This is a genomic window from Streptomyces tibetensis (assembly GCF_007655005.1).
GTDB classification, from domain to species: Bacteria; Actinomycetota; Actinomycetes; order Streptomycetales; family Streptomycetaceae; genus Streptomyces; species Streptomyces tibetensis.
In genome coordinates, this window is sequence record NZ_SZVW01000011.1 from 278,674 (window position 1) to 304,875 (window position 26,202).

A 26,202-nucleotide genomic window follows, 5' to 3' on the forward strand; every position below is an offset into this window, starting at 1 on the left:
GACGGCACCCGTGTCTGTATCCCCTTCTGCCACCCCCTCTGTCTCCACCGGTCCGGCCCCCACCCAGGCCGACCTCTACGACTTCGTCCGGCGCACGGCCGCCGACACCGAGCTGATCGACTCCCTGCCGCTCGACCCGGAGGGCCGCACATGGGTGCGGCTGGACGGGCCCGGCGGCAGCGAAGCGTGGCTGATCGGCTGGCCGCCCGGCACGGGCACCGGCTGGCACGACCACGCCGAATCGGTCGGTGCCTTTCTGACCGCTTCGGGCGAGCTCAAGGAGAACTCGCTCGCGGCTCGGCTGCCCACCGACGGCTGGAAGACCCTGGAGCTCACCGACGACGTGGACCGGGAACGCCGGCTGCGGGCCGGCCAGGGCCGCGCCTTCGGCCGACACCACGTCCACGAGGTGCTCAATGAGTCCCCCGACCGGCACGCGATCTCCGTCCACGCCTACTACCCGCCTCTGCCGCAGATCCGCCGCTACAGCCGCAGCGGCCCCGTCCTGCGACTCGAGCAGGTCGAGCGACCGGAGGACTGGCAGTGAGCGCCGCACCCGGGCCGTCGAGCCGAGACACCCAACCGCCGGTCGGCATCGACGAGTTGCTGGACCGCGTCCGGGCGGGCTACGAGCGGATCGAAGCGCAGGATGCGTACGAGGCTGCCGAGGCCGGCGACGCGCTCCTGGTCGACATCCGCTACGCCGCCCTGCGCGATCGGGACGGCCTCATTCCCGGCGCCCTTGTCGTCGAGCGCAACGAACTGGAATGGCGCCTCGATCCCCAGGGCAGCCACCGTCTCCCCGAGGCCACGAGCCACGCCCTGCGCATCGTCGTGATCTGCAACGAGGGCTACGCGTCGAGCCTGGCGGCCGAGTCCTTGCACCAATTGGGCCTGCACCGGGCCACGGACCTGGTCGGAGGCTTCCAGGCATGGCGGGCGGCGGGGTTGCCGGTGGAGTGAGAGCGAGGGCTGCTAGGGGATAGCGGCGGCAGTTGCTCGGCGGGGCCATGCGACTGCTTCGGGCCCCGACCTCGTCCTGCCGGCGATACCCCTCAGAATCCCTCGTCCCCGAAAAACTCCGTGTCCTCTCCCTCTTCCTCCAGCGCCTGCCGGACCACCCGCAGGGCCATGCCCTCGGGGTAGCCCTTGCGGGCGAGCATGCCCGCGAGGCGGCGGAGGCGTTTGTCACGGTCGAGCCCGCGGGTGGAGCGGAGCTTGCGTGCGACGAGCTCGCGTGCGGTCTCCTCCTCCTGCTCGGAGTCGAGCTGGGAGACCGCCTCGTCGATCAGCGTGGAGTCGACGCCCTTGGTTCGCAGCTCCCGGGCGAGCGCACGCCGGGCGAGCCCTCTGCCGTGGTGGCGAGACTCCACCCAGGCGTCCGCGAAGGCACTGTCGTTGATGAGGCCGACCTCTTCGAACCGTGAGAGGACCTCTTCGGCGGCGTCGTCCGGGATCTGCCGCTTGCGCAGGGCGTCGGCGAGTTGCTTACGGGTCCGTGGGGTCCCGGTGAGCAGGCGCAGGCAGATCGCCCGTGCCCGCTCGACCGGGTCCCCCGGAGGTGCCTCCTGCTCGGCCCTCGACGAGGAGAGGGCACCTCCGTCCTCGGTATCGGCCGCCGCCTCACCGAAGCCACGCCGACGACGACCGCGCCTGCCGCGCGGCCCGCCGTCACGCGAGCCGCCTCCGGGTGAGCCGCCCCCGTGCGGCCCGGTGTCGCCCCCGTCTCCGTACAGCCGGTCGTCCTCGGGTGGGGTGGCGTCCCCGAAGCCGTCCGCCTCGTCCACGGCAGAGCCCGTGTCGCCTCCGGTGCCCCTCCCCCGTGGGGCACCGGAGGCGGCGTACTCGTACTCCGCCCAGTCGGTTCGCCGTGTCACAGGTCAGCTCTTGGCTGCGGCGGCCTTGGACTTGGCGGTCTTGGCCGGTGCCGGGGCCGGGACAGCCGGTGCCGCGTCAGCCGGTGCGGAGGCCGCGGCGTCCGTACCCGGCTCGGCGGCCGGCTCCTCGGGGCGCACGCCGACGCCCAGCTTCTCCTTGATCTTCTTCTCGATCTCGTTGGCCAGGTCGGGATTGTCCTTGAGGAAGTTGCGCGCGTTCTCCTTGCCCTGGCCGAGCTGGTCACCCTCGTACGTGTACCAGGCACCGGCCTTGCGGACGAAGCCGTGCTCCACGCCCATGTCGATCAGACCGCCCTCGCGGCTGATGCCCTGGCCGTAGAGGATGTCGAACTCGGCCTGCTTGAAGGGCGGCGCGACCTTGTTCTTGACGACCTTGCAGCGGGTGCGGTTGCCGACCGCCTCCGTGCCGTCCTTCAGGGTCTCGATGCGGCGGATGTCGATGCGCACCGAGGCGTAGAACTTCAGCGCCCGGCCACCGGTCGTGGTCTCGGGGGAGCCGAACATCACGCCGATCTTCTCGCGGAGCTGGTTGATGAAGATGGCGGTGGTCTTGGACTGGTTGAGCGCGCTGGTGATCTTCCGCAGGGCCTGGCTCATCAGGCGGGCCTGCAGACCGACGTGGCTGTCGCCCATCTCGCCCTCGATCTCCGCGCGCGGGACGAGCGCGGCGACGGAGTCGATGACGATGAGGTCGAGGGCACCGGAGCGGACCAGCATGTCCACGATCTCCAGGGCCTGCTCGCCGTTGTCCGGCTGGGAGAGGATGAGGTTGTCGATGTCGACGCCGAGCTTCTTCGCGTACTCGGGGTCGAGGGCGTGCTCCGCGTCGACGAAGGCGACCTGGCCGCCGGCCTTCTGCGCGTTCGCCACCGCGTGCAGGGTCAGGGTGGTCTTACCGGAGGACTCCGGTCCGTAGACCTCGACGACGCGGCCGCGCGGCAGGCCGCCCACGCCGAGGGCCACGTCGAGGGCGGTGGACCCGGTCGGGATGACCTCGATGGGCTCGTTCACCCGGTCGCCCATGCGCATGACCGCGCCCTTGCCGAATTGCCGTTCAATCTGTGCGAGCGCGGCATCCAGGGCCTTCTCGCGGTCGGTTCCTGCCATGGGTTCCACCCGATTTGCTTGAGTCGATCGCTTCACGTCAAAGACGCTAACGCCTGCCACTGACAACGCGCCCCGACGCACGTCCGGCCTGTGGATAACTCGGGCACTTCTCTACCCAAAGTACGTCGAAATGCCCTTCGTTGAGCCTCGCCGGTCCCTCCATGAGAATGGATGTTCGATTTTGGTGTCAAGCGCACCACGCGGCACCTCCCGACCGAGCCGGCACCATTCGTTCCATGTCCCAGCACGTGCTGTCGGCCTTCCCCCGAAGGCCGCCCCCATGTCTCGGGCTGGCTGCCGCCGATCGCCGGCGACCTGGTCGGATCGCCGGGCGGCAAGGTCAGGAGGAGTTCTGCCCGGGCCCCCGGCCCTCCGGCCGCTCCGCCTCGCGGCGCCGCTCCCACAGTCCCTTCGCCCGCGCGAGCAGCCCTGGTCCCTCACCCCGTCGCCGGTGACCGTGCACCCGGGGGTCGTCCGTGACGTCATAGCGCTTCACGTACGCCCCGAGGAAGGCCTGGAGCGTGGCGATGGCGGGGATGGCGATCAGCGCGCCGACCGCACCGAGGAGGGCGGTGCCGGCGATGACCGAACCGAAGGCGACGGCGGGGTGGATGTCGACGGTCTTGGAGGTCAGCTTGGGCTGCAGCACGTAGTTCTCGAACTGCTGGTAGATCACGACGAAGATCAGCACCCACAGCGCGTACCAGGGATCCACCGTGAACGCGATCAGCATGGGCAGGGCACCCGCCAGGTAGGTGCCGATGGTGGGGATGAACTGCGACACCAGCCCCACCCACACGGCGAGCACGGGTGCGTAGGGCACGCCCAGGGCCTGGAGCAGGACGAAGTGCGCCACGCCGGAGACCAGCGCCATCAGGCCGCGGGAGTAGATGTAACCGCCGGTCTTGTTCACGGCGATCTCCCACGCGCGCAGCACCTCAGCCTGGCGGGCGGGCGGCAGGACCGAGCAGATCGCGCGGCGCAGGCGCGGGCCGTCCGCGGCGAAGTAGAACGAGAACAGGGCGATCGTGAGCAGCTGGAAGAGGCCCCCGATGACCTGGGCCGACACGTCCAGGACGCCGGTGGCGCTGTTCTGGACGTAGTTGCGCAGCCAGTCGGAGCGGAGCAGGCCCTCCTGGATGTCGACGCGCTTCAGGTCGGTCTTGAAGTGCGTGTTGATCCAGTGGATGACGGAGTCGAGGTACTCGGGGAAGCCCTCGATCAGCTTGATGATCTGGTCCGCGAGGACGGAACCGAGCAGGGTGACGAAGCCTGCCGACACGATCATCACGGCGATGAAGACGATGAACGCGGCGAGCCCTCTGCGCAGGCCGCGCGAGGCCATCCAGCTGACCGCGGGCTCTATGGCGAGCGCCAGGAAGAACGCGATGAGGATGTTGACCAGCAGACCGGTGAGCTGGTGGAAGGCCCAGCTGCCCAGCTGGAAGGCCGCGACGAGGGTGAGCGCGAGCACCATGGCGCGGGGCAGCCAGCGCGGCATACGGCCGTTCGCCCCGGCCCCGTCGGCCGGGGGCCGGGCAGGCGGTGTCGTACCGGAAGCTGAGGACTGCTGGGCTGCCTGCCCGGTCTCGTCAGTGGGTGCCACGGTCCAAGTCTCGCCCACGCCGCCGACAGCCGTCTGCCCGGCTGCGATCTTCGTGACCGGTCAGTCTCGTCCGGGACGGGCCGACCGGGTCGGCGGCTGCTCCCCCGGGCCGGGCCGCGCGGCCCGGCCGGTGGCTTCCGAGGCCGGCCGGCCTCGTCCTCCGACGGTCTGCGGGGCTCACCGGCAATGGTGCGGCCGACCTCGTCCGACGGTCTGCGGGGCTCACCGGCAACGGTCAGCGCCTCTCCCGGGGCACGTCCATCACCGAGCAGACCACCTGCCAGACCTCCTTGGCGCCCCAGCCGGCGGCCAGCGCCTCGTGCACCGTGCGCCCGCCGAGCTCGGACATCACGTGGTCGCGCGCGAAGGTTTCGGCGTAACCGGGACCGAAGTGCTCCGCCATTCGCTGCCAGAAGACCGTCAACCGCATGACTCCAGTATCCCGCCCCTGGGGGTGGGCCTGAGCCGGGACCGCCTGTCGGCGCCGCTTCGCGCCCTACGGTCTGACCCATGGCCGAAACAGGAGCTACCGAACTTCCCCCGACGCCCCCGCCGCACAGCCCCGTCACGCGCGCGGAGCGTTTCGTCTGGCTCACCGCGCGCGTGCTCGAGCAGCGCCGCTTCGCCCACCACTTCCGGGGCGCCGCCGCAGATCCGGTGGAAACCGCCCTGGACGCCTACCGCAACGAGGACGGCGGGTACGGACACGCGCTGGAGCCCGATCTGCGCGGCCCGGTCAGCCAGCCGCTGCACACCGCGCACGCGCTGCGTGTACTGGACGCGGTCGGACGTTGCGCCGGCCAGCGGGTGGAACGCATGTGCCGCTACCTGACGTCCGTCTCGACCGCGGACGGCGCCCTCCCGGCGATCCACCCCAGCCAGCGCGGCTACCCCACGGCCCCCTTCGTGACGGTGGTGGACGACCCGCCCAGCGACCTGCTGGCGACCGGGCCGGTGGTGGGCCTGCTGCACCGCAACGAGGTGTGGCACGCCTGGCTCTTCCGGGCCACGGACTTCTGCTGGCGGGCGGTCGAGTCCCTGGAGGCGTCGCACCCGTACGAGATCGAGGCCGCCGTGGTCTTCCTGGACTCCGCCCCGGACCGCCCACGCGCGCAGGCGGCCGCCGACCGTCTCGGCTGCCTGGTCCGCAAGCACCGCCTCGCGGCCCTGGACCCCGACGACCTGGACGCCTACCCGGTCTCTCCCGGCTACGCCCCGGGGGAGCACCATTTCCCGCACGACTACGCGCGGACACCGCGATCGCTCGCGCGCGCGTGGTTCACGGACGACGAGATGGCCCGGTCCTTGGACCACCTCGAGGCACAGCAGCAGCAGGACGGCGGCTGGCCTGTCCGGTGGCGCCACTGGGCCCCGGCCCCCGCCCTGGAGGCCCGCCCGCTCGTGACGATCGAGGCCCTGCGGGTGCTCAGCGCGTACGGCCGCGTCATCGACTGATCATCCGGCCCCCAGGGCCCGCACCCCCGCGGTCACCAGCACGGCCGCGGCGACGACGAGAAGGAACGGGGCGCGCAGCACCAGCGCCACGGCGGCGGCGGTGAGTCCGGCGGCCCTCGCGTCCAGCGTCGGCGACTGCCCGTCGGCGAAGGTCTGCTGGGCGGTGAGGGCCGCCAGCAACGCGACGGGCAGCAGGGCGGCGAGGCGTTTGACGAGGGGCCGCTCCAGGGCCCCTGCGGGCACGAGGAGGCCCGCCAGCTTGACGGCGTAGCACCCGAGGGCGGTCGCCCCGATCGCGATCCAGACGTTCACCGCGCAGCCCCCTGCCCCTTGCGTCGGCCGTCCGCCCACAGAACGAGCGGCGCCGCCAGCGCGGCCAGCAGCACCGGCACTCCGGCGGGCAACACCGGCAGCAGTCCGAGCCCCAGCAGCACGGCGAGCGCGGCGACGACCCGCTCGGTGCCGGTCTTCAGCATCGGCGCGAGCAGCGCAAGGAACACCGCGGGCCCGGCGGCGTCCAGGCCCCACGCGTCGGTGTCACCGATCGCCTCGGCGCCCAGGGCACCGAGCAGCGTGGTGAGGTTCCACAGGATGTAGAGGCTCAGCCCGGTCACGACGAACCCGAGCCGCGCGGCGCGCCGAGTGGGCTGGGCGAGCGTGACGGCGGCCGTCTCATCGATCACCCACTGGGCGGCGAACGGGCGCACCACGCGCGGGAGGGCCAGCAACTGCGACAGGCGCAAGCCGTAGAAGGCGTTCCGCACGCCCAGGAAGAAGGCGCCGGCGGCGGCCGTGAACGGGCTGCCCCCGGCCGCGAGGGCCCCCACGAGGGCGAACTGGGACGCCCCGGTGAACACCAGAAGACTGAGCGCGCACGTCTGGAGCAGTGTGAGTCCGCTGCCGGCCGATGTCACGCCGAAGGCGAAGCCGGACAGCCCGACGGCCACCCCGACCCCGAGGGCGTCGCGTACGACCGCCCGGTCCGCCTTCCCACCGATGTCTGCTTCTTCGAGAGCTGTCTGATCTGCCACGCCCCGCACGCTAGGGGCGGCGGCTACCGGAGGTCTTGTACGTTCTTGCGCTCCCGCTGGTAGGCCCCGGGAGGCACGCCGACCATCCGGCTGAAGTGCCGGTTGAGGTGCGGCTGGTCGGTGAACCCGACGGCCACGGCCGCCTCGGAGGGGGACGTCCCCGTGTCCAGCAGCCGCCGCGCCCGCCGTACCCGCGCGTCCGTGAGCCACGCGTGGGGCGGCATCCCGTAGGCGTTGCGGAAGGCTCGCAGCAGGGCGAACGGGCTGGTCCCGAGGTCGGCCGCCAGCCGCTCCAGGGTCGGCGGACGTGCCATCCGCTCCTCCAGCACACCACGCGCGCGTGCCGCGATCCGGGCTCCCGCCGTCCGCACCTCCCGCCGGGGCATGGGCCCGCCGTTCAACCTCAGCAACCTGGTCACGGCGACCCGCAGCAGGGTGTCCGCGGCCAGCGCGTTGCCCTCGTCGGCGGCCCGCAGCACCTGGTGCACCAGCCCCGCGGAGTAAGGGTCGTCCACCACCGGGCTGACGAATCCCGGTGTCCCGCGCAGCCCGGTCGTCTCGGCCGCGATCTCGGCGACCACGTCGGGCGGCGGGTACACGGCCCCGTACCGCCACCCTTCGGGCACCCCGGCCCGCCCGGTGTGCGGCGTATCGGGATTCACCAGGGCGAGAGCCCCGGCTCCCGCGTACTGGTCGCCCCCGCCGTGGTGGAACACCTCCACGCCGTCGGCGATGGCGGCGATCACGAAGTTCTCGTGGGTGTGCCGCACGAACGTCTTGTGCACGTACCGGGCCCGCAGCAGATCGACTCCGGGCAGCTCGTCGTACTGCCAGTGCCGTGCGCGCTCGTCCATACGCCCATTGTCCGCGGTCGTGGCCGCCCCGGCCCAGCCCCCCTTCGGCCCGGCAGGGGCCGCGCTCGCGGCGAAACGGCAGGCCAGGAGGCGTCGAGGCACCGTTGATGCTCCTATTGCTGTCAAGCAGCTTGAAGCCAGTCGCGGTAGGCGTGGGTGAGGTCGTCGTCCCTGCTGAGTCCTCTTTCGAGTCTGGAGATGGTGGTCGGCCAGACTCCGAAGTGCTGGGCGACGGTGGTGAGAGTGATGTTCTTGGCCTGCCGTATGGGCCGCAGGTCGGCTATGTCCGGGACGGTGACCGCGGTGGTGAGACAGCGGAACATCTCCCGGGCGATGGCCCGTTTGAGCATCCGGATGATCTCCTTCTTCGTCCGTCCGGCAGCGGTCTGTCGCGCGACGTAGGCGCGGGTCTGGGCGTCGCCGGACATGCGGACCAGGGCGATGCGGTAGAGGGCTGCGTTGGCCGTTCGGTCACCGCCCCGGGGAGAGCCGGTGCCGGTTGGTTCTGCCGCTGGAGGCAGGAACCGGGGCAGCTCCGCAGAGGGCTGCGAAGGACGCCTCGGTCCGCATGCGTTCGGGGTTGCCGCCCGCGGTGATCAACAGTTGTGCGGCGGTGTCGGGGCCGACACCGTAGGCGGCCCGTAAAGCCGGGTTGTGGGTGGTGGCCTCGGTGTCCAGGGCCCGCGTCAGCGTGTCGTGCTCGGCGGTGAGCTCCTTGACCCGGCGGGCGAGGCTCTTCAACGCGGTCAGGACGGCGATGTGGAGGGCGTCACCGACCGGCCGTAGCCGGGCCAGGGCCTCGGTGCGGTCGGGGCCCTTGAGCTGCCCGTATTTCGCGCGGATGGCTTCCGGGGCGGTGATCAGGACGTTGCCGATCTGGTTGAGTGCGGCGGTGCGGGCCTTGACGGCGGAGCGGGCTGCGTTGTGCAGGGCACGTATCCCGGCGACCGTGTCGTCCTTGGGGGAGCTGGAGGCTCTGCCGGACAGAGCGGCGCGGGCGGCGGCGTAGGCGTCGATCGGGTCGGACTTGCCGGTGCGGCGCCGTTCGGCCCTGTCGGGGCGGTTGACCTCTACGACCTGGTGCCCGCAGGAGCGGGCGGCCCGGGTGAAGCCGGCCCCGTAGGACGAGGTGCCTTCCACTCCGATGGTGACCACACGTCCGTGCGCGGTGAGGAAGGCCAGGGCTGCCGCGTATCCAGCGGTGGTGGTGGAGAACTCCGCGTCCGCGAGATGGCCGCCGTTGTCGCTGATCACAGCGACGTGAACGGTGTCGGCGTGGGAATCGACCCCGCCGAACACATCCCCGTCCACGGTGTCCGCCGCGACTTCTGATGCCATGCTGATACTGCCTTCCCAGCCGAAGGTGAGCGCCGGCCGGGTGGCGCAGACAGGACATTGAAGGGGCTTCTGACCAAGCTCCTATCAGGTCATGTTCCGCCCGGCCGGAGCCATGAGAACGAGCTCCGGCGGCCGGACAGACCAACGGCAAGACAGCCCAGCAGGGCGTCAGTCAGTGCCCGAGTCACGACTGCCGGAACCCGAGTATCAGCATCAATGTCAGTGCCGAGGTGCACGATGGACGCATGCCCAGCAATGCGCACCGAGCCCTGGACGGCTTCTCCCCCGCGACCCGAGCCTGGTTCACGGGTGCCTTCTCCGCGCCCACCTCGGCCCAGGCCGGTGCGTGGCAGGCCATCCACGAGGGCTCGGACGTGCTGGTCGTCGCCCCCACGGGCTCCGGCAAGACCCTGGCGGCGTTCCTGGCGGCCCTGGACCAGCTGGCCTCGGCGCCTCCCCCCGCCGACCCCAAGAAGCGCTGCCGCGTCCTGTACGTCTCCCCGCTGAAGGCCCTGGCGGTGGACGTCGAGCGCAACCTGCGCAGCCCGCTGACGGGCATCCGGCAGGAGTCGGTACGCCTCGGCCTGCCCGAACCCGAGGTCAAGGTGGGCATCCGCTCGGGCGACACCCCCGCCGCCGAGCGCCGCGCCCTGTCGACGCGTCCGCCGGACATCCTGATCACGACCCCGGAATCGCTGTTCCTGATGCTGACGTCGGCCACGCGCGACGCACTGGCGGGCGTGGAGACGGTGATCCTCGACGAGGTGCACGCGGTCGCCGGCACCAAGCGCGGCGCCCACCTCGCGCTCTCCCTGGAGCGGCTGGACGACCTCCTCCCGAAGCCCGCCCGCCGTATCGGCCTCTCCGCGACGGTCCGCCCCGTGGACGAGGTGGCCCGTTTCCTCTCGCCCCGCCGCAAGGTGGAGATCGTCCAGCCGGAGTCCGGCAAGGAGTTCGACCTGTCCGTGGTCGTCCCGGTCGAGGATCTGGGCGAGCTGGGCGGTTCCCCGGTCGCGGACGGCCAGGAAGGCGCCGAGCGCCCCTCCATCTGGCCGCATGTGGAGGAGCGGATCGCCGACCTCGTCCAGTCCCACCGCTCCACGATCGTCTTCGCCAACTCCCGCCGCCTCGCTGAGCGCCTCTGCAACCGGCTGAACGAGATCGCGTACGAGCGGGCCACGGGAGAGACACTCGACGAGCACCACTCCCCGGCCGAGCTCATGGGCGGCTCGGGAGCAGCCCAGGGCGCCCCCCAGGTCATCGCCCGCGCCCACCACGGCTCGGTGTCCAAGGAGCAGCGCGCCCTGGTCGAGGAGGACCTCAAGGCGGGCCGCCTGCCCGCGGTCGTGGCCACGTCCAGTCTCGAACTGGGCATCGACATGGGTGCGGTCGACCTGGTCGTGCAGGTGGAGTCGCCGCCCTCGGTCGCCTCCGGCCTGCAGCGCGTCGGCCGGGCGGGGCACCAGGTGGGCGCGGTCTCCACCGGTGTGGTCTTCCCGAAGTACCGCGGCGACCTCGTGCAGGCGGCGGTGGTCACCGAGCGCATGCGCACCGGCTCCATCGAGTCCCTCAAGGTCCCGGCCAATCCCCTGGACGTCCTGGCCCAGCAGGTGGTCGCCATGACGGCCCTGGACACCTGGCAGTTCGACGACCTCCTCGCCGCCGTCCGCCGGGCCGCCCCCTTCGCCTCGCTTCCCGAGTCGGCCTTCACGGCGGTCCTCGACATGCTGGCGGGCCGCTACCCGTCCGACGCGTTCGCGGAGCTGCGCCCGCGCGTGGTGTGGGACCGGGTCACCGGCGAGATCACCGGCCGCCCCGGCGCACAGCGCCTCGCCGTCACCTCCGGCGGCACGATCCCCGACCGCGGTCTCTTCGGCGTCTTCCTCGCGGGCGCCGATCCCAAGAAGGGCGGCGGCCGGGTCGGCGAGCTCGACGAGGAGATGGTCTACGAGTCCCGCGTGGGCGACGTCTTCACCCTCGGCACCAGCTCCTGGCGCATCGAGGACATCACCCGCGACCGCGTCCTGGTCTCCCCCGCCCCGGGCGTGCCGGGCCGGCTGCCCTTCTGGAAGGGAGACCAGCTGGGCCGCCCGCTGGAACTGGGCCGGGCGGTGGGCGCGTTCCTGCGCGAGGTCGGGTCGCTGCCCGAGGAGGACGCGCGCCTGCGTCTCCTCGCCGCCGGGCTGGATGCCTGGGCGGCGGACAACGTGCTGTCGTACCTGGACGAGCAGCGTGAGGCCTGCGGTCACATCCCGGACGACCGGACGATCGTCGTCGAGCGCTTCCGCGACGAACTCGGCGACTGGCGCGTGGTCGTGCACTCCCCCTTCGGCGCCCAGGTGCACGCCCCCTGGGCGCTCGCGCTCGGCGCCAAGCTCTCCGAGCGGTACGGCATGGACGCACAGGTCATGCACGCCGACGACGGCATCGTGCTGCGCCTGCCGGACGCCGACCTCATGGGCCTGGACCTGCTGGACCAGGAGCCGGTCACGATGGGCCGGGAGTACGACGCCGAGCAGGCCCCCGTGGGCGCGGCGGACGTCGTCTTCGACAAGGGCGAGGTCGACCAGGTCGTCACCGACCAGGTGGGCAGCTCGGCCCTGTTCGCTTCCAGGTTCCGCGAGTGCGCCGCCCGTGCGCTGTTGCTGCCGCGCCGCAACCCGGGCAGGCGCACCCCGCTGTGGCAGCAGCGGCAGCGGGCCTCGCAGCTGCTCCAGGTGGCGAGCGAGTTCGGCTCGTTCCCGATCGTCCTGGAGGCGGTCCGCGAGTGTCTCCAGGACGTCTTCGACGTGCCCGGTCTCGTCGAGCTGATGGGCGACCTGGAGTCCCGCAAGGTGCGCCTGGTCGAGGTCACCACCGCCGAACCGTCCCCCTTCGCGCGCTCGCTCCTGTTCGGCTACGTCGCCCAGTTCCTGTACGAGGGTGACTCCCCGCTGGCCGAGCGCCGCGCCGCCGCCCTGTCGCTGGACTCGCGGCTGCTGGCCGAGCTGCTGGGCCAGGCGGAGCTGCGCGAGCTGCTCGACGCGGAGGTGCTGACCGACCTGGAGCGGGAGCTGCAGTGGCTCACCGAGGACCGCCGCGTCAAGGACGCCGAGGGCGTCGCGGACCTCCTGCGCCTCCTCGGCCCCCTCACCGACGCGGAGCTCGCCGAGCGGGGAGCCGAGCCCCAATGGGCGCAGGAACTCGCCGGTGCCCGCCGCGCCATCCGGGTCCGTGTCGCGGGCGCGGACCACTGGGCGGCGATCGAGGACGCGGGCCGCCTGCGCGACGCGCTGGGCACCGCCCTGCCGGTCGGCGTCCCGGAAGCCTTCATGGAACCCGTCAAGGATCCGCTGGGCGACCTCCTCGCGCGCTACGCCCGCACCCACGGCCCGTTCACCTCGGCCACGGCCGCCGCGCGCTTCGGACTGGGCGTGGCCGTCACCGAGGGCGCCCTCCAGCGGCTCGCGGCGGCGGGCCGGGTCGTCCAGGGCGAGTTCCACCCGGCCGGGATCGGCCAGGAGTGGTGCGACGCGACCGTGCTGCGCCGGCTGCGCCGCCGCTCCCTGGCCGCCCTGCGGCACGAGCTGGAGCCGGTGCCACCGGCCGCGCTGGCCCAGTTCCTCCCCCAGTGGCAGCACATCGGCAAGGGGCACTCCCTGCGCGGCATCGACGGGCTGGTGCGGGCCATCGAGCAGGTCCAGGGCGCGTCCGTGCCGGCGTCCGCCCTGGAGAAACTGGTGCTGCCCTCGCGAGTCGTGAACTACACCCCGGCGATGCTGGACGAGCTGACCGCGGCCGGAGAGGTGGTCTGGGCCGGGGCGGGCTCCCTCCCCGGCAAGGACGGCTGGGTCTCCCTCTACCTGGCGGACGCGGCCCCCCTGCTCCTGCCGCCCCCGCACCCCTTGGAGCTGACCGCCCTGCACCAGTCGGTCCTGGACACCCTCTCGGGCGGCTACGGCCTGTTCTTCCGCCAGATCGCCGACCAGGTCCGCGCCACCACCCACCCCGATGCCGGCGATCCCCAACTGGCCGACGCCCTCTGGGACCTCGCCTGGTCCGGCCGCCTGACGAACGACACGCTCACCCCGATGCGCTCCCTGCTCGGCTCGGGCCGCACCGCCGGCTCCACGGCCCACCGCGCCAAGCGCTCCGTCCCGCGCGGCCGCTACGGCTCCCTGACGGCCGCGGCCCGGGCCTCGTCGCGCTCCGGCCCGCCGACGGTGGCCGGCCGCTGGTCGCTGCTCCCGGCCCACGAAACGGACCCCACCGTGCGGGCCCACGCGCTCGCCCGCACCCTCCTCGACCGGCACGGCGTGGTCACCAGGGGCGCGGTCTCGGCGGAGGGCGTCGAGGGCGGCTTCTCGGCGACGTACCGCGTCCTGTCCGTCTTCGAGGAGAGCGGCCAGGCCCGCCGCGGCTATGTGGTGGAGGGCCTCGGCGCCGCACAGTTCGCGATGGACGGCGCGGTGGACCGCCTGCGCGCGGTGTCGAACGCCCGCGACCGCGGCGCGGACCTGCCCGGCCCGCCCCCCGGCTGGGAACCCGACCCGTTCCCCGCCCATGACTTCGCCGCCCCGGACGACGACCCCGCCCCCTCCCACCAGCACACCGACGACCCCGGCCCCGACGGCTTCCCCGACCTGGCCCCCTCGTACGACACCCCGAAGCCGTCCCCGGGTGAGTGGGTCTCGCCACGCGACTATCCCCCGCAGGCCGCCCCGTCCTGGCAGAACGGCGGACGCGCCGGGTACGACCAGGGCTTCGCGGGCCGACGTACCCGCCCCGACGGCGCTTCCCGAGCCGTCGTTCTCGCCGCCGCCGACCCGGCGAACGCGTACGGAGCTGCCCTGCCCTGGCCCGAACCACCGAGCGGCGCCGGGCACAAGCCGGGCCGTAAGGCGGGCTCCCTGGTGGTCCTGGTCGACGGTGAGCTGACGCTCTACATGGAGCGCGGCGGCAAGACCCTGCTGGCCTGGCCCGCCCACCCGGACGGCGATCCCGCTGACGACCCCCGGCTGCACAGCGCCGCGGAAGCTCTCGCCGCAGCGGCCCGCGCGGGTTCCCTCGGCACGGTCACGGTGGAGCGCGTCAACGGCGCCCAGGCCCTCACCTCCCCCATCGGCACCCTCCTGGAAGGAGCAGGTTTCATCGCGACCCCCCGAGGACTGCGCCTGCGTGCCTGACGGCCGGCCGACCACACCCGCTCCGGCCGAGCGTGCGGCGTTCGTGCCACCCTTGACGCATGCCCGAAGGTGACACGGTCTGGCAGGCCGCGAGGCGGTTGGACGACGCCCTCGCAGGCAAGGTGCTGACCCGCAGCGACCTCAGGGTGCCCCGCTTCGCCACGGCCGATCTCACGGGCCGCGTGGTCCTGGACGTCACCGCGCACGGCAAACACCTTCTCACTCGCATCGAGGGCGGCCTGACCCTCCATTCCCACCTGCGGATGGACGGCTCCTGGAAGGTGTACGGGAACGGCCAGCGCTGGAGCGGCGGTCCGGGCCATCAGATCCGCGCGATCCTCGGCAACACCGATCGCACGGCCGTCGGCTATCGCCTGCCCGTCCTGGAACTCCTGCGCACGGCCGACGAGCAGCGCGCGGTCGGCCATCTCGGCCCCGACCTCCTCGGCCCGGACTGGGACCCCGACCAGGCCCTCGCCAACATCCTCCAGGACCCCGCCCGCGAACTCGGCGAGGCCCTGCTGGACCAGCGCAATCTCGCGGGCATCGGCAATGTCTACAAGAGCGAGCTCTGTTTCCTGCTCGGCGTCACCCCCTGGCTCCCGGCCGGTGCCCTGCCCGCCGACCGCGCCGAGAAGCTGCCCGCGCTCGCGAAGAAGCTGCTGGAGGCCAACCGCGACCGCCCGATCCGCAGCACGACGGGCCGCCGCGGCCAGGACCTCTTCGTCTACGGCCGCGCCCCCCGCCCCTGCCTGCGGTGCCGCACCTCGATCCGCGTCGCGGACCAGGGCGACGGCTCCCGCGAACGCCCCACCTACTGGTGCCCCACCTGCCAGCCGGGGCCGGCCCCGGCCACCACCCGGCACCGCCGCACTGATTGACGACCCGTCAGAAACGCTCGTACGGTCCCTCTATGCCCGTCACGGCGTACGACCTCACCGGCCGCACCGTCTTCGTCACCGGCGCGGCGAGCGGCATCGGCCGCGCCTCGGCCCTCCTCCTCGCCGAGGCGGGGGCGACGGTGCACTGCGCCGACCGGGACGCCGAGGGCCTGCACGAGACGGCGACCCTGATCGAGGACGGCGGCGGAATCGCCCGCACCCACATTCTCGACGTCACCGACCGGCCCGGGCTGAAGCAGGCCCTCACCTCCTGCGAGCGCCTGGACGCCCTGGCCGCGGTCGCCGGGATCATGCACAGCAGCCCGGTGCTGGAGACCCGGGACGAGGACCTCGACCGCGTGCTCGACGTGAACTTCAAGGGAGTCCTGTACTCCTGCCAGGAGGCGGCCCGCCTGATGATCGCCCACGGCACCCGGGGCAGCATCGTCACCATGGCCTCGGGCGCCGTCGACACCGGCGGCGCCGGGCTGCTCTGCTACGGCGCGGCGAAGGCGGCGGTGGTCCAGTTGACGAAGACTCTCGCGACGGAGCTGGGCCGGCACGGCATCCGCGTCAACGCGGTCGCCCCGGGCTGGATCCGTACGCCGATGACCGACCGGCACGACAGCGCGTCCCAGGCACACACGGAGTCCGTCATGGCCCGCCTGTCACCCCTGGGCCGTGTGGGCCGGCCCGAGGACATCGCGCACGCGATCCTCCACCTGGCCTCCGACGCCTCGGCCTTCACCACGGGCCAGATCCTCCGCCCGAACGGGGGCGTGGCCATGCCGTGGTGAGACGCCCCGCCGATCAACCCTCTCTAGGCCTCCCTCGCCTTCGTCCCGCCGCCCCCCTCCCCGGCGCCCGGCCGGGGCGTGACCACGCCCCGGTGAGACACCCCCGCCGATGAGCCCTCCCTACGCCCCTCGCCTTCGTCCCGCCGCCCCCCTCCCCGGCGCCCGGACGGGGCGTGACCACGCCACGGTGAGACGCCCCCGACGATGAGCCCTCTCTACGCCCCTCGCCTTCGTCCCGCCGCACCCCTCCCCGGCGCCCGGACGGGGCGTGACCACGCCCCGGTGAGACACCCCCGCCGATGAGCCCTCCCTACGCCCCTCGCCTGCGTCCCGCCGCCCCCCTCCCCGGCGCCCGGCCGGGGCGTGACCACGCCCCGGTGAGACACCCCCGACGATGAGCCCTCCCTACAAGGTGAGACGCCCCCATCGCCCCCTACACCTCCCCCGACTTCACTTCACCCCCGCCGCCCCCTCACCCCCGGCCCTCCAGATCCTCCGCAGCCGCCCCGCCCCCACAACCCCCCGTGCCTGCCGCTTGGGCACGCAGTGCACGGGTAGCACGCTCAGCCCCCACCCCCCGGCCGCGACCGCAGCTTCCAGCACCCCCGCCCCGGGCACGGCCACCAGCCGGAGCACGGCCCACCACCACAGCGCCCCCAGCCCCAGCGCGGCCCCGCGAGCCCCCCAGCGCCGGCTCCCCCAGCCCACTATCCGCACGGCCGCCACCTCCGGCCCGACGCTATGCCGCGGCCCGGACCCGTCGGCAGGGCGCACCAGAGGCACACGGGAGCACCGCGCACCCCGCTCGGGCCGCATATCCCACTCGGACCGCGCACCCCACTCAGGCCGCGCACCCGCAGACCACCCACGCCGCACAGTCGTATGAACCGAGCCACGTCAACAGCCCCAGCAGCCCCATGAGGCTTACCCGGCTCACCCGGCCCACCTGGCTCACCTGGCTGGCCGGTGCTGTCGACCGTGCCCGCGCCCGCTTCCGTCACCCGTTCTCGGCCTGGAACATCCAATGATGCTTCTCCAGGTCCGCCGTGATCCCGATGAAGATGTCCTGGCTCACCGGATCCGGCTCGCCGGTCGACTCGACCCGCTCCCGCATCCGCGCGATCACCGCTCCCAGCGCTTCGACCAGCGTTCCCACGGCGGTCGTGTCATCGACCCAACCCTCGGGTGTCACCCCGATCCCGCTGCCGACGGCCACCGTCGCGGCACGCCCGTCGGGAGAGATGCCGAGGGCCGCGGCACGCTCGGCCACGGTGTCGGAGTACTTCCGCGCGGTGTCGACGACCTCGTCGAGCTGGAGGTGCACGGAACGGAAGCGCGGCCCCACCACGTTCCAGTGGATCTGCTTCGCCACGAGGGCGAGATCCACCAGATCGACGAGGGCACCCTGCAACGCCTCGGACACGGTCTTCAGGTTCGCGTCCGACAACGGGCTCTTCACGACGTACATCCGCACCTCCGAGGACTGCCCCCGCCATCCCCTCAACGATGACGGCCGTACGCCACACCGGCAAACGCACACAAACCAGACACAGCACTTTCGTGAGGGCTCATCGGGCCCGCGCAGACGAAAACCACAGCGCGCACGCAGGCGAAAACCCGGCGTCCACGCAAGCGAAAACCCCGGGCGACACCTCTCCGGATCTCCCGGAGAGGCCCGGCCGGGGCCTCACCACTTCTCAGCGCCTGGTCGGCGCCGTTCGCCTCATGCCGTGCAGGCGTACAGCCTCACGCGGCGACGACGTCCACCGCTTCGGCGGGCGCCTTGATGGTCACCCGTTCCGGTGGCACACCGGTCACCGAGACGGAACCCAGCATCGAGCGAACCGGCGTGGGTACAGGCTCGCTGGGGGTGGCCGCAGCAGACTGGGCCAGCTCGGCGAGGGCGAGCTCGTCGCTCACTTCCCGCATGAGCTCGGACATCCGTACGTCCAGCGCGTCGCAGATCGCGGAGAGCAGCTCGGAGGAAGCCTCCTTCTGCCCCCGCTCCACCTCGGAAAGATAGCCGAGTGAGACTCGGGCGGACGAGGAGACTTCGCGCAGAGTACGGCCCTGGCGCTGGCGCTGCCGACGCAGCACGTCACCCAGCAGGCGACGGAGCAGAATCATCGGTGGCTCCCTCCTCGGACCGCGTAGCCGCATCCATTACGCCCCACCGTACCGCCTTGCGCCGCGGCCGTGCGGGGAGCGATGTCGTGTTCACTCAGGGCTGCAAACATCAAAACCCCCCGTTCCGTTCCGTATCCTGTGCCCGCTCATTCCCGGTCTGTTCGCTCGCAAGCCCCTTCAGGAGCAGTGCGAGTACGCTCCGTACACTCTCTCTACGAATTTCCGCGCGGCCGCCGTTCAACCGCAGAGCCTCCACTTTTCCGCCGCCGGCAGAACCCGGATCCGTCGCAACGGGTCCGTCCACGGCGACGAAGACCGTGCCGACGGGCTGTCCGTCCTGTGGGTCGGGGCCCGCGACACCGGTGGTCGCGATGCCCCAGTCGGTGCCGAGCGCCTTGCGCACACCGGCCGCCATCTGCGCTGCGACCTGCGGGTCCACCGCTCCGTGAGTCGCCAGCAGAGCGGCGTCGACATCGAGCAGGTCGTGCTTCAGCTCGGTGGCGTACGCGGTCACGGAGCCCCGGAAGACCTTGGACGCTCCGGGGACCGACGTGATCTCCGCCGCGACGAGGCCACCGGTCAGCGACTCCGCGACGGCGAGCGTCTCACCCTTCACCGTGAGTAGTCGCACCACGTCGGTGGCCGTGGAACTCACGCTTCCTTCTCCTCCAACGCGGCCTTGCGCTCGGCGATTCCCTGCCTGCGCAAGACAATGGCCTGTTTCACATAGTCGAGTCCGGTCACCACGGTCAGCACGACCGCCGCGGCCATCACCCACCACCTCAGGGTCGCCAGCCACCCCGTCAGCGCCAGGATGTACATGCCCACGGCCACGCCCTGAGTGAGGGTCTTCAGCTTGCCTCCGCGGCTGGCGGGAATGACGCCGTACCGGATGACCAGAAAACGCAGCAGCGTGATCCCGAGTTCCCTGCCGAGGATGACGCCGGTCACCCACCACGGCAGGTCACCGAGCGCGGAGAGACAGATCAGCGCCGCACCCATGATCGCCTTGTCGGCGATGGGGTCGGCGATCTTCCCGAAGTCCGTGACCAGGTTGTACGCGCGCGCCAGATGACCGTCGAACAGGTCGGTGATCATGGCGATCGCGAAGGCGGCCCAGGCGAGGGACCGCCACGCCGGGTCGTAGCCGCCGTCGGCGAGCATCAGCGCGACGAAGGCCGGTACGAGGACCAGCCGGAGCATGGTCAGGAGGTTGGCGATGTTCCAGACACTGGCCTGGTTGACGGCGGCGGCAGCAATTTTCGCGCCCCGCGGGGTCTTCCCGTCGTCCTGCGCGTCCAGTCCGGCGTCCTCACCGGGGACGGCCTCATCGGCGGCAGCCGCCCCGGCAGGTCCGCCATGCCGCCCGCCGGACGAGGCGCCGGGGCCCGCTCCGGGCGCTCCGCCGTCGGCTGACCGTGCGGCCGCCGTTCCCGCAATCTTGCCTGGAGCCGCAGTGGACGCGGCAGCGGCCGCACCCGCCGCCGCCCTCCTCGCGCCGGAGGCGCCTCCCGCCGCGGATGCCGGGACACCGGTCATCTGCCCGCCTCCTCACTCCACGCAGGCGACGTGAGCGAGCCCTGCAGCGGCTCGGCCACCAGGTCGACACCCTCCGTACCGACCACCTTCGCCTCGACCATACGGCCGATACGCAGACCCGCGCCGCTCGTGAGCAGCACCTGGCCGTCCGTCTCGGGCGCCTGGTGCTCGGCACGGCCGTACACGCCGTCCTCGTCGACGGACTCGACGAGGACCCGCACGGTCTGGCCGACCCGGTCCTCGGCCCGCTGCGAGACGAGCTCCTCCGCCAGGCGGGAGATGTGGGCCAGCCGCTCGGCGACGACGTCCTCGTCGAGCTTGTCGTCGTAGGTCGCGGCCTCGGTGCCCTCCTCGTCGGAATAGCCGAAGACACCGATGGCGTCCAGCCGCGCGCCGTTCAGGAACCGCTCCAGCTCGGCGAGGTCGGCCTCGCTCTCGCCGGGGAAGCCGACGATGAAGTTCGAGCGGACACCGGCCTCCGGCGCCTTGCTCCGGATGGTGTCGAGGAGCTCCAGGAAGCGGTCGGTGTCGCCGAAGCGGCGCATCGCGCGCAGCACGCCGGGCGCGGAGTGCTGGAAGGACAGGTCGAAGTAGGGCGCTACCTTCGGGGTCGACGTCAGCACGTCGATGAGGCCGGGCCGCATCTCGGCCGGCTGGAGGTAGCTGACGCGGACGCGCTCGATGCCGTCGACCTCGGCGAGCTCGGGCAGCAGCGACTCCAGCAGGCGGATGTCGCCGAGGTCCTTGCCGTAGGAGGTGTTGTTCTCGGAGACCAGCATGATCTCCTTCACGCCCTGCTCGGCCAGCCAGCGCGTCTCGTTGAGCACGTCGCTCGGGCGCCGGGAGATGAAGGAGCCGCGGAAGGAGGGGATGGCGCAGAAGGAGCAGCGGCGGTCGCAGCCGGAGGCGAGCTTCACGGAGGCGACCGGGGAGCCGTCCAGACGGCGGCGCAGGGGCGCACGCGGACCCGAGGCGGGAGCGAGGCCCTCCGGAAGGTCGGCCGGCGCCACGGAGGGCTCGGCCGGTCCGTGCCCGGGCAGGGCGACCGAGGTGGCCGACTCCTGGCGCTCCGCCGGGCTGATCGGCAGCAGCTTGCGCCGGTCGCGCGGGGTGTGGGCGGTGTGGATGCCGCCGTTGAGGATGGTCTGCAGGCGGTCCGAGATGTCCGAGTAGTCGTCGAAGCCGAGCACACCGTCGGCCTCGGGGAGGGCCTCGGCGAGCTCCTTGCCGTACCGCTCGGCCATGCAGCCCACCGCCACGACGGCCTGGGTTCTGCCGTGCCCCTTGAGGTCGTTGGCTTCGAGGAGGGCGTCGACGGAGTCCTTCTTGGCGGCTTCGACGAAGCCGCAGGTGTTCACGACGGCGACGTCCGCGTGCTCGGCGTCCTCCACGAGCTGCCAGCCGTCCGCCTCCAAACGGCCTGCGAGCTCCTCCGAGTCCACCTCGTTACGGGCGCAGCCAAGGGTGACGAGTGCGACGGTACGGCGTTCAGGCATGGGCTCAAGACTACTTCGTCCCGCTGACACCCCACGTCGACGGGGTTGACCGTTTCCCGGCCAACCCCGTATCAACCGGACCTTTCGGTCTGATCAGCCGGCTTGCGGGTCGCCCTTCGTGTACGTCAGGCGTTCGACGGACCCGGGCTGGAAGTCCTCCTCGATCTTCTTGCCGTTGACGAAGAGGTCGATCGCACCGGCGTCCCCGAGGACGAGGTGGACCTTCGAGCTGTCCTGGAAGGTCTTGGTGTCGCCCTGCTTGAGGACGCCGTCGAAGATCATCCGGCCGTTGTGGTCCTTGGCGGCGATCCAGCTGCGGCCGTCGGCGGCGGCCACGCGGACGGTCACCTTGTCCTGCGGCGCGGCGGCGATGGCACTGTCCGACGGCTCGGATTCGGGGTCGGCGGGCTTCTTGGTCTTGGTGGTCGGGGAGGCGGAGTCGCTGGGCGTGGAGCCCTCGGCCACGTTCGCCTCGTTGGCGTTGTCGTCGCCGCCCTGGAACATGGTGAAGCCGACGAAACCGATCACCGCGACGATCGCGGCGACCATGGCGGCGGTCCAGTTGGGGCCCCGCCGCTCCGGACGGATGCGTTCCGCCTCGAAGAGGGGAGCTGCCGGGGTCGGCGCCGGCCGCCCGCCGTGCTCGTCGCCGTACTGGGCGAGCAGCGGCTCGGGGTCGAGGTGGACAGCCTTGGCCAGGGTCCTGATGTGCCCACGGGCGTAGACGTCCCCACCACAGGGGGCGAAGTCGTCCGCCTCGATCGCGTGCACGATGTTCATGCGGACCCGGGTGGCGCTACTGACGTCGTCGACGGTCAGCCCGGCGGCGATACGAGCCTGCTGCAGGACATGGCCGATGGAGGGGCGGGCTTCCTCGCGGTCTGCTTCGACGTGCTCGTTTTCGAACGGACGCTCGTCTTCAGGGGAGTTGCCGATGGACACGGGGGCGCCTTTCGAGCGTGTAGCCGCCTGTGCTGGAAGTTCAGTCTAGGGGGGTACCAAAAGGGTGGGGCAACCGGGCGGTGTCACTTTGTACGCCATCGGAATGGCCCGACATTCCGATGGTGGGGTCGCTGCTTGTCGCTTCGCTCAACTTGACGTACGCCGAGTGGAAACGGTTGCTCGATGATCCCTTACGGGTGAGTCACGATCCGGACCCGATTGCCGTAACGCCGCGTTCGGCGATCGCCGTGTCGCGCTCCCTACCCTTCAGACTCCCCCCGGATCAGGGCGAGCACGCCATCCAGCTCGTCAGGCTTCACAAGAACGTCACGAGCCTTCGAACCCTCGCTCGGTCCGACGATGTTCCGGGACTCCATCAGGTCCATCAGCCGGCCGGCCTTGGCGAAGCCGACGCGCAGCTTGCGCTGGAGCATGGACGTCGACCCGAACTGCGTGGAGACGACCAGTTCGGCCGCCTGGCACAGCAGGTCGAGGTCGTCGCCGATGTCCTCGTCGATCTCCTTCTTCTGCTTGGTGCCCACGACGACGTCGTCCCGGAAGACGGGCGTCATCTGGTCCTTGCAGTGCTGGACGACGCCCGCGATCTCCTCCTCGGTGACGAACGCGCCCTGCATACGGGTGGGCTTGTTGGCCCCCATGGGCAGGAACAGCCCGTCACCCTTGCCGATGAGCTTCTCGGCACCCGGCTGGTCGAGGATGACCCGCGAGTCGGCCAGCGAGGACGTGGCGAACGCCAGCCGCGAGGGCACGTTCGCCTTGATCAGGCCGGTGACGACGTCCACCGACGGCCGCTGCGTGGCGAGCACCAGGTGGATGCCGGCCGCGCGCGCGAGCTGCGTGATGCGCACGATCGCGTCCTCGACGTCGCGCGGCGCGACCATCATCAGGTCGGCGAGTTCGTCCACGATGACCAGCAGGTACGGGTACGGCTGGAGCTCGCGCTCGCTGCCCTCGGGCGGCTTGGCCTTGCCTTCGCGCACGGCCTTGTTGAAGTCGTCGATGTGCCGGTAGCCGTAGGCGGCCAGGTCGTCGTAGCGCAGGTCCATCTCGCGTACCACCCACTGGAGCGCCTCGGCGGCCCGCTTGGGGTTGGTGATGATCGGTGTGATCAGGTGCGGGATGCCCTCGTACGCGGTCAGTTCGACCCGCTTGGGGTCGACCAGGATCATCCGCACGTCCTCGGGGGTCGCCCGCATCATGATCGAGGTGATCAGGCAGTTGATGCAGGACGACTTGCCGGAGCCGGTGGCGCCGGCGACCAGCATGTGCGGCATCTTCGCCAGCGAGTGCATGACGTAGCCGCCCTCGACGTCCTTGCCGAAGGCGACCAGCATCGGGTCGTCGTCCTCGGCGGACTCCGCCAGACGGAGTACGTCACCGAGGTTGACCATCTCGCGGTCGGTGTTGGGGATCTCGATGCCGACCGCGGACTTGCCGGGAATGGGGCTGATGATCCGCACGTCCGGGCTGGCGACGGCGTAGGCGATGTTCTTCGTCAGCGCGGTGATCCGCTCGACCTTCACGGCGGGGCCGAGCTCGACCTCGTAACGCGTGACCGTCGGCCCGCGCGTGAAGCCGGTGACACTGGCGTCCACCTTGAACTCGGTGAAGACCGTCGTCAGCGACTCGACGATGAGGTCGTTGGCGGCGCTGCGCGCCTTGCCCGGGCCGCCGCGCTCCAGCAGGTCCAGCGACGGCAGCGAGTACGTGATGTCGCCGGAGAGCTGGAGCTGCTCCGCGCGCGGGGGCAGGTCGCGGGGTTTGGAGGGCGGGGCCTTGGTGAGGTCGCGTACGCCCGCCCTGGGCTTCTGCGGGCCGGGGTCGTCCTGCTCGGGCTCGCTGTCCTTCTTGAGCTTGTCCTGCTGCGGCCGGGCGGCCGGGACGGGTGTCGGTGTGGTCGCCTCCTGGTCCCCCACCCGTACGCCCTGGGTGAGGTCGGCGACGACCGGCGACGGCGGCATGCCGTGCAGCACGGCTCCGTCGAGGGCGGCGGCAGCCGCCGCGGCGACGTCCACGGCGTCCCTGGGCCGGTCCATGTCGGGCTGCGGTACCGCCGAGCGGCGCGGACGGCCTCGGCGCCGCGTGAGCGCCTCCTGCTCGGCACTGTCGGGGTCGTACGCCTCGGGCGCCGGCGCGCGCCTGCCGCGCGGGCGCGCGGGCAGCGCCTCGCGCCACTGCTCCTCGTAGCGCTCGTCGTCGGCGAAGTCGAACTCGTCCTCGGCCGGGTCGCGGACGATCCCGAGACGCACCCCGAGCAGCCGCAGCCGCTGCGGGATGGCGTTGACCGGGGTGGCCGTGACGACCAGCAGCCCGAAGACCGTCAGCAGCACCAGCAGCGGTACGGCGAGCACGTCACCCATGGCGTACGACAGGGGAGTCGCGACGGCCCAGCCGATGAGGCCGCCGGCGTCCCTTATGGCCTGCATGCCGTCGCCGCGCGCGGGTGAGCCGCACGCGACGTGGATCTGGCCGAGCACGCCGATGACGAGCGCGGACAGGCCGATGCCGATGCGTCCGTTCGCCTCGGGCTTCTCCGGGTGACGGATGAACCGCACGGCGATGACGGCGAGCAGTATCGGCACGAGCAGGTCGAGGCGGCCGAAGGCGCCGGTCACCAGGATCTCGACGAGGTCGCCGACGGGGCCCTTGAGATCCGCCCACGTGCCCGCGGCGACGATCAGCGCGATACCGAGCAGCAGCAGGGCGACACCGTCCTTGCGATGGGCCGGGTCGAGGTTCTTGGCGCCCTGCCCTATGCCCCGGAACACCGCGCCGACGGCGTGCGCCACACCGAGCCAGACGGCACGCACGAGCCGGTAGATGCCACCGGTCGGACTGGGGGCCGGTCTGGGCGCGACCTTCCTGGCCGCGGCCTTCCGGGCGGGCGCCTTCTTCGCGGGAGCCTTCTTGGCGGCGGCCTTCTTCGCCGGAGCCTTCACGGCCGCCTTCTTCGCGGGCGGCGGCTTCTTGGCTGCGGAGGGACGTGAGGCCATGGGTGTGAGGTTACCGGGGGAGACGACAGGGGACACGCGTGTCCACGGCTTCACCCGTTCGTGTCGCTTCGGAAGAGGCGCGAAACTGACGCGCGGTCATGGCGGCAATCCCGCCTGCGCGCACGTCAGTTCTGCGAGGACACCGAGGAGGTGCTCCCGGTGCCCGGCTCCAGCGCGTCCAGCGCCCGCCGCAACCCCGTGAGCTTGCGCTCCAGATGAGCCGCCGTGGCCACCGCGGCGGCGTCCGTCGACTCGTCGTTGAGCTGCTTGGTCAGCGCTTCGGCCTGCTCCTCGACGGCCGCGAGCCGCGCGGAGAGCTCGGCGAGCAGCCCGGCCGACTCCTTGGCCTCGCCGCCCGCGTCCTTGCCGGTGCCCTCCAACTGGAGCCGCAGCAGCGACGCCTGCTCCCTCAGCTGGCAGTTCTTCATGTACAGCTCGACGAAGACGGAGACCTTCGCGCGCAGCACCCACGGGTCGAACGGCTTGGAGATGTAGTCCACCGCGCCCGCCGCGTAGCCCCGGAAGGTGTGGTGCGGGCCGTGGTTGATCGCCGTGAGGAAGATGATCGGGATGTCCCGGGTCCGCTCACGGCGCTTGATGTGCGCGGCCGTCTCGAAGCCGTCCATACCCGGCATCTGGACATCCAGCAGGATGACCGCGAAGTCGTCCGTGAGCAGCGCCTTGAGCGCTTCCTCCCCGGACGATGCCCGCACCAGCGTCTGATCGAGCGCAGAGAGGATCGCCTCCAGCGCCAGCAGATTCTCCGGCCGGTCATCGACCAGGAGGATCTTGGCCTTCTGCACCATGGCCCGCCCTCCTCGCCCCGGCGTGGGGCCTCCCCTGTCCGCAGGACCTGCGGCAGCACCGGTGGGTGCCGCCCCAGGGGACGACTCCCTTGCGCCGCCCGTCCTTGTGCCGGTCATCGTAGCCGCACCCTGCCCGTCGCCACACC

General features: G+C 71.8%; 24 protein-coding genes. 6 read left to right on the plus strand and 18 right to left on the minus strand.

From position 1 onward, the window contains the following. Positions 1-10: 10 nt before the first annotated feature. Positions 11-547, plus strand: a complete 537-nt coding sequence (locus tag FDO69_RS20535; protein WP_104781308.1) for a cupin domain-containing protein — start codon at positions 11-13, stop codon at positions 545-547. After that, positions 544-963, plus strand: coding sequence for a rhodanese-like domain-containing protein (locus FDO69_RS20540; protein WP_104781309.1), 420 nt, complete (start codon positions 544-546; stop codon positions 961-963). The genes FDO69_RS20535 and FDO69_RS20540 overlap by 4 nt, the downstream gene beginning before the upstream one ends. Before the next feature lie 92 nt (positions 964-1,055). Here the strand turns inward: FDO69_RS20540 and recX are convergent, their stop codons facing one another. The 4 genes from recX to FDO69_RS20560 all read right to left on the minus strand — a co-directional run bounded on the left by recX (position 1,056) and on the right by FDO69_RS20560 (position 5,041). Next, a complete protein-coding gene (gene recX / locus FDO69_RS20545) occupies positions 1,056-1,877 on the minus strand; it encodes a recombination regulator RecX (protein ID WP_104781310.1) in 822 nt (273 codons plus the stop codon). A 3-nt stretch (positions 1,878-1,880) separates the two neighbouring features. Next, positions 1,881-3,005, minus strand: coding sequence for a recombinase RecA (gene recA, locus FDO69_RS20550; protein ID WP_104781311.1), 1,125 nt, complete (start codon positions 3,003-3,005; stop codon positions 1,881-1,883). 340 nt (positions 3,006-3,345) lie between these two features. Next, a complete protein-coding gene (locus FDO69_RS20555; protein WP_104781347.1) occupies positions 3,346-4,611 on the minus strand; it encodes an AI-2E family transporter in 1,266 nt (421 codons plus the stop codon). 235 nt (positions 4,612-4,846) lie between these two features. Further along, on the minus strand, positions 4,847-5,041 hold the full coding sequence (locus tag FDO69_RS20560; RefSeq protein ID WP_104781312.1) for a DUF3046 domain-containing protein: 195 nt from the start codon (positions 5,039-5,041) through the stop codon (positions 4,847-4,849). 80 nt (positions 5,042-5,121) lie between these two features. Here FDO69_RS20560 and FDO69_RS20565 point away from each other — a divergent pair, with 80 nt between their 5' ends. Beyond that, positions 5,122-6,066: a hypothetical protein gene (locus FDO69_RS20565; RefSeq protein WP_104781313.1), complete on the plus strand. Its 945-nt coding sequence runs from the start codon at positions 5,122-5,124 to the stop codon at positions 6,064-6,066. Here the strand turns inward: FDO69_RS20565 and FDO69_RS20570 are convergent, their stop codons facing one another. From FDO69_RS20570 to FDO69_RS20585, 5 genes are all read right to left on the minus strand, one after another. Next, positions 6,067-6,378 (minus strand): AzlD domain-containing protein, encoded by a 312-nt coding sequence (locus tag FDO69_RS20570; protein ID WP_104781314.1) that lies wholly within the window; start codon positions 6,376-6,378, stop codon positions 6,067-6,069. Next, complete coding sequence (locus FDO69_RS20575; protein WP_104781348.1) at positions 6,375-7,097, minus strand: AzlC family ABC transporter permease; 723 nt, start codon at positions 7,095-7,097, stop codon at positions 6,375-6,377. Before FDO69_RS20575 ends, FDO69_RS20570 begins: the two co-directional genes overlap by 4 nt. Positions 7,098-7,120: 23 nt before the next feature. Next, positions 7,121-7,951, minus strand: coding sequence for an AraC family transcriptional regulator (locus tag FDO69_RS20580; protein ID WP_104781315.1), 831 nt, complete (start codon positions 7,949-7,951; stop codon positions 7,121-7,123). Between the two features lie 122 nt (positions 7,952-8,073). Further along, complete coding sequence (locus tag FDO69_RS41620) at positions 8,074-8,379, minus strand: helix-turn-helix domain-containing protein (RefSeq protein ID WP_234388012.1); 306 nt, start codon at positions 8,377-8,379, stop codon at positions 8,074-8,076. Positions 8,380-8,422: 43 nt separating this feature from the next. After that, on the minus strand, positions 8,423-9,289 hold the full coding sequence (locus FDO69_RS20585; protein ID WP_234388013.1) for an IS110 family RNA-guided transposase: 867 nt from the start codon (positions 9,287-9,289) through the stop codon (positions 8,423-8,425). 245 nt (positions 9,290-9,534) lie between these two features. Between FDO69_RS20585 and FDO69_RS20590 the strand changes: the two genes are divergently transcribed. Genes FDO69_RS20590 through FDO69_RS20600 form a run of 3 tightly spaced genes read left to right on the plus strand, consistent with a single transcriptional unit; the run spans position 9,535 to position 16,132 of the window. Further along, positions 9,535-14,454 (plus strand): ATP-dependent helicase, encoded by a 4,920-nt coding sequence (locus FDO69_RS20590; RefSeq protein ID WP_104781316.1) that lies wholly within the window; start codon positions 9,535-9,537, stop codon positions 14,452-14,454. Positions 14,455-14,513: 59 nt separating this feature from the next. Further along, a complete protein-coding gene (locus FDO69_RS20595; protein ID WP_104781317.1) occupies positions 14,514-15,335 on the plus strand; it encodes an Fpg/Nei family DNA glycosylase in 822 nt (273 codons plus the stop codon). Positions 15,336-15,367: 32 nt separating this feature from the next. After that, positions 15,368-16,132, plus strand: coding sequence for an SDR family NAD(P)-dependent oxidoreductase (locus FDO69_RS20600; RefSeq protein WP_104781318.1), 765 nt, complete (start codon positions 15,368-15,370; stop codon positions 16,130-16,132). A gap of 450 nt (positions 16,133-16,582) precedes the next feature. Here FDO69_RS20600 and FDO69_RS42105 read toward each other — a convergent pair whose 3' ends face one another. The 9 genes from FDO69_RS42105 to FDO69_RS20645 all read right to left on the minus strand — a co-directional run bounded on the left by FDO69_RS42105 (position 16,583) and on the right by FDO69_RS20645 (position 26,056). Beyond that, positions 16,583-16,840, minus strand: a complete 258-nt coding sequence (locus FDO69_RS42105) for a hypothetical protein (RefSeq protein WP_104781349.1) — start codon at positions 16,838-16,840, stop codon at positions 16,583-16,585. Positions 16,841-17,129: 289 nt separating this feature from the next. Then, positions 17,130-17,600 (minus strand): Dps family protein, encoded by a 471-nt coding sequence (locus tag FDO69_RS20610; protein ID WP_104781319.1) that lies wholly within the window; start codon positions 17,598-17,600, stop codon positions 17,130-17,132. 278 nt (positions 17,601-17,878) lie between these two features. Beyond that, positions 17,879-18,259: a helix-turn-helix domain-containing protein gene (locus FDO69_RS20615; protein WP_033314530.1), complete on the minus strand. Its 381-nt coding sequence runs from the start codon at positions 18,257-18,259 to the stop codon at positions 17,879-17,881. Positions 18,260-18,368: 109 nt separating this feature from the next. Then, positions 18,369-18,914, minus strand: a complete 546-nt coding sequence (locus tag FDO69_RS20620; RefSeq protein WP_104781320.1) for a CinA family protein — start codon at positions 18,912-18,914, stop codon at positions 18,369-18,371. Then, positions 18,911-19,798, minus strand: a complete 888-nt coding sequence (pgsA, locus tag FDO69_RS20625) for a CDP-diacylglycerol--glycerol-3-phosphate 3-phosphatidyltransferase (RefSeq protein ID WP_104781321.1) — start codon at positions 19,796-19,798, stop codon at positions 18,911-18,913. Before pgsA ends, FDO69_RS20620 begins: the two co-directional genes overlap by 4 nt. Next, positions 19,795-21,294 (minus strand): 30S ribosomal protein S12 methylthiotransferase RimO, encoded by a 1,500-nt coding sequence (gene rimO / locus FDO69_RS20630; RefSeq protein ID WP_104781322.1) that lies wholly within the window; start codon positions 21,292-21,294, stop codon positions 19,795-19,797. The genes pgsA and rimO overlap by 4 nt, the downstream gene beginning before the upstream one ends. A 93-nt stretch (positions 21,295-21,387) precedes the next feature. Beyond that, positions 21,388-22,236: a helix-turn-helix domain-containing protein gene (locus tag FDO69_RS20635; RefSeq protein ID WP_104781323.1), complete on the minus strand. Its 849-nt coding sequence runs from the start codon at positions 22,234-22,236 to the stop codon at positions 21,388-21,390. Between the two features lie 260 nt (positions 22,237-22,496). Then, positions 22,497-25,250, minus strand: a complete 2,754-nt coding sequence (locus FDO69_RS20640) for a DNA translocase FtsK (RefSeq protein ID WP_170320914.1) — start codon at positions 25,248-25,250, stop codon at positions 22,497-22,499. A gap of 125 nt (positions 25,251-25,375) precedes the next feature. Further along, complete coding sequence (locus FDO69_RS20645; RefSeq protein ID WP_104781324.1) at positions 25,376-26,056, minus strand: response regulator; 681 nt, start codon at positions 26,054-26,056, stop codon at positions 25,376-25,378. Positions 26,057-26,202: the final 146 nt, after the last annotated feature.

Bases quoted from the DNA above. Each gene is read 5' to 3' on its own strand.
- FDO69_RS20580 (WP_104781315.1), bottom strand. From the start codon at position 7,951: ATGGACGAGCGCGCACGGCACTGGCAGTACGACGAGCTGCCCGGAGTC.
- FDO69_RS20560 (WP_104781312.1), bottom strand. From the start codon at position 5,041: ATGCGGTTGACGGTCTTCTGGCAGCGAATGGCGGAGCACTTCGGTCCC.
- FDO69_RS41620 (WP_234388012.1), bottom strand. From the start codon at position 8,379: ATGTCCGGCGACGCCCAGACCCGCGCCTACGTCGCGCGACAGACCGCT.
- FDO69_RS20565 (WP_104781313.1), top strand. From the start codon at position 5,122: ATGGCCGAAACAGGAGCTACCGAACTTCCCCCGACGCCCCCGCCGCAC.
- FDO69_RS20590 (WP_104781316.1), top strand. From the start codon at position 9,535: ATGCCCAGCAATGCGCACCGAGCCCTGGACGGCTTCTCCCCCGCGACC.
- FDO69_RS20585 (WP_234388013.1), bottom strand. From the start codon at position 9,289: ATGGCATCAGAAGTCGCGGCGGACACCGTGGACGGGGATGTGTTCGGC.
- FDO69_RS20610 (WP_104781319.1), bottom strand. From the start codon at position 17,600: ATGTACGTCGTGAAGAGCCCGTTGTCGGACGCGAACCTGAAGACCGTG.
- FDO69_RS20645 (WP_104781324.1), bottom strand. From the start codon at position 26,056: ATGGTGCAGAAGGCCAAGATCCTCCTGGTCGATGACCGGCCGGAGAAT.
- FDO69_RS20595 (WP_104781317.1), top strand. From the start codon at position 14,514: ATGCCCGAAGGTGACACGGTCTGGCAGGCCGCGAGGCGGTTGGACGAC.
- rimO (WP_104781322.1), bottom strand. From the start codon at position 21,294: ATGCCTGAACGCCGTACCGTCGCACTCGTCACCCTTGGCTGCGCCCGT.
- recA (WP_104781311.1), bottom strand. From the start codon at position 3,005: ATGGCAGGAACCGACCGCGAGAAGGCCCTGGATGCCGCGCTCGCACAG.
- FDO69_RS20600 (WP_104781318.1), top strand. From the start codon at position 15,368: ATGCCCGTCACGGCGTACGACCTCACCGGCCGCACCGTCTTCGTCACC.
- FDO69_RS20640 (WP_170320914.1), bottom strand. From the start codon at position 25,250: ATGGCCTCACGTCCCTCCGCAGCCAAGAAGCCGCCGCCCGCGAAGAAG.
- pgsA (WP_104781321.1), bottom strand. From the start codon at position 19,798: ATGACCGGTGTCCCGGCATCCGCGGCGGGAGGCGCCTCCGGCGCGAGG.
- FDO69_RS20615 (WP_033314530.1), bottom strand. From the start codon at position 18,259: ATGATTCTGCTCCGTCGCCTGCTGGGTGACGTGCTGCGTCGGCAGCGC.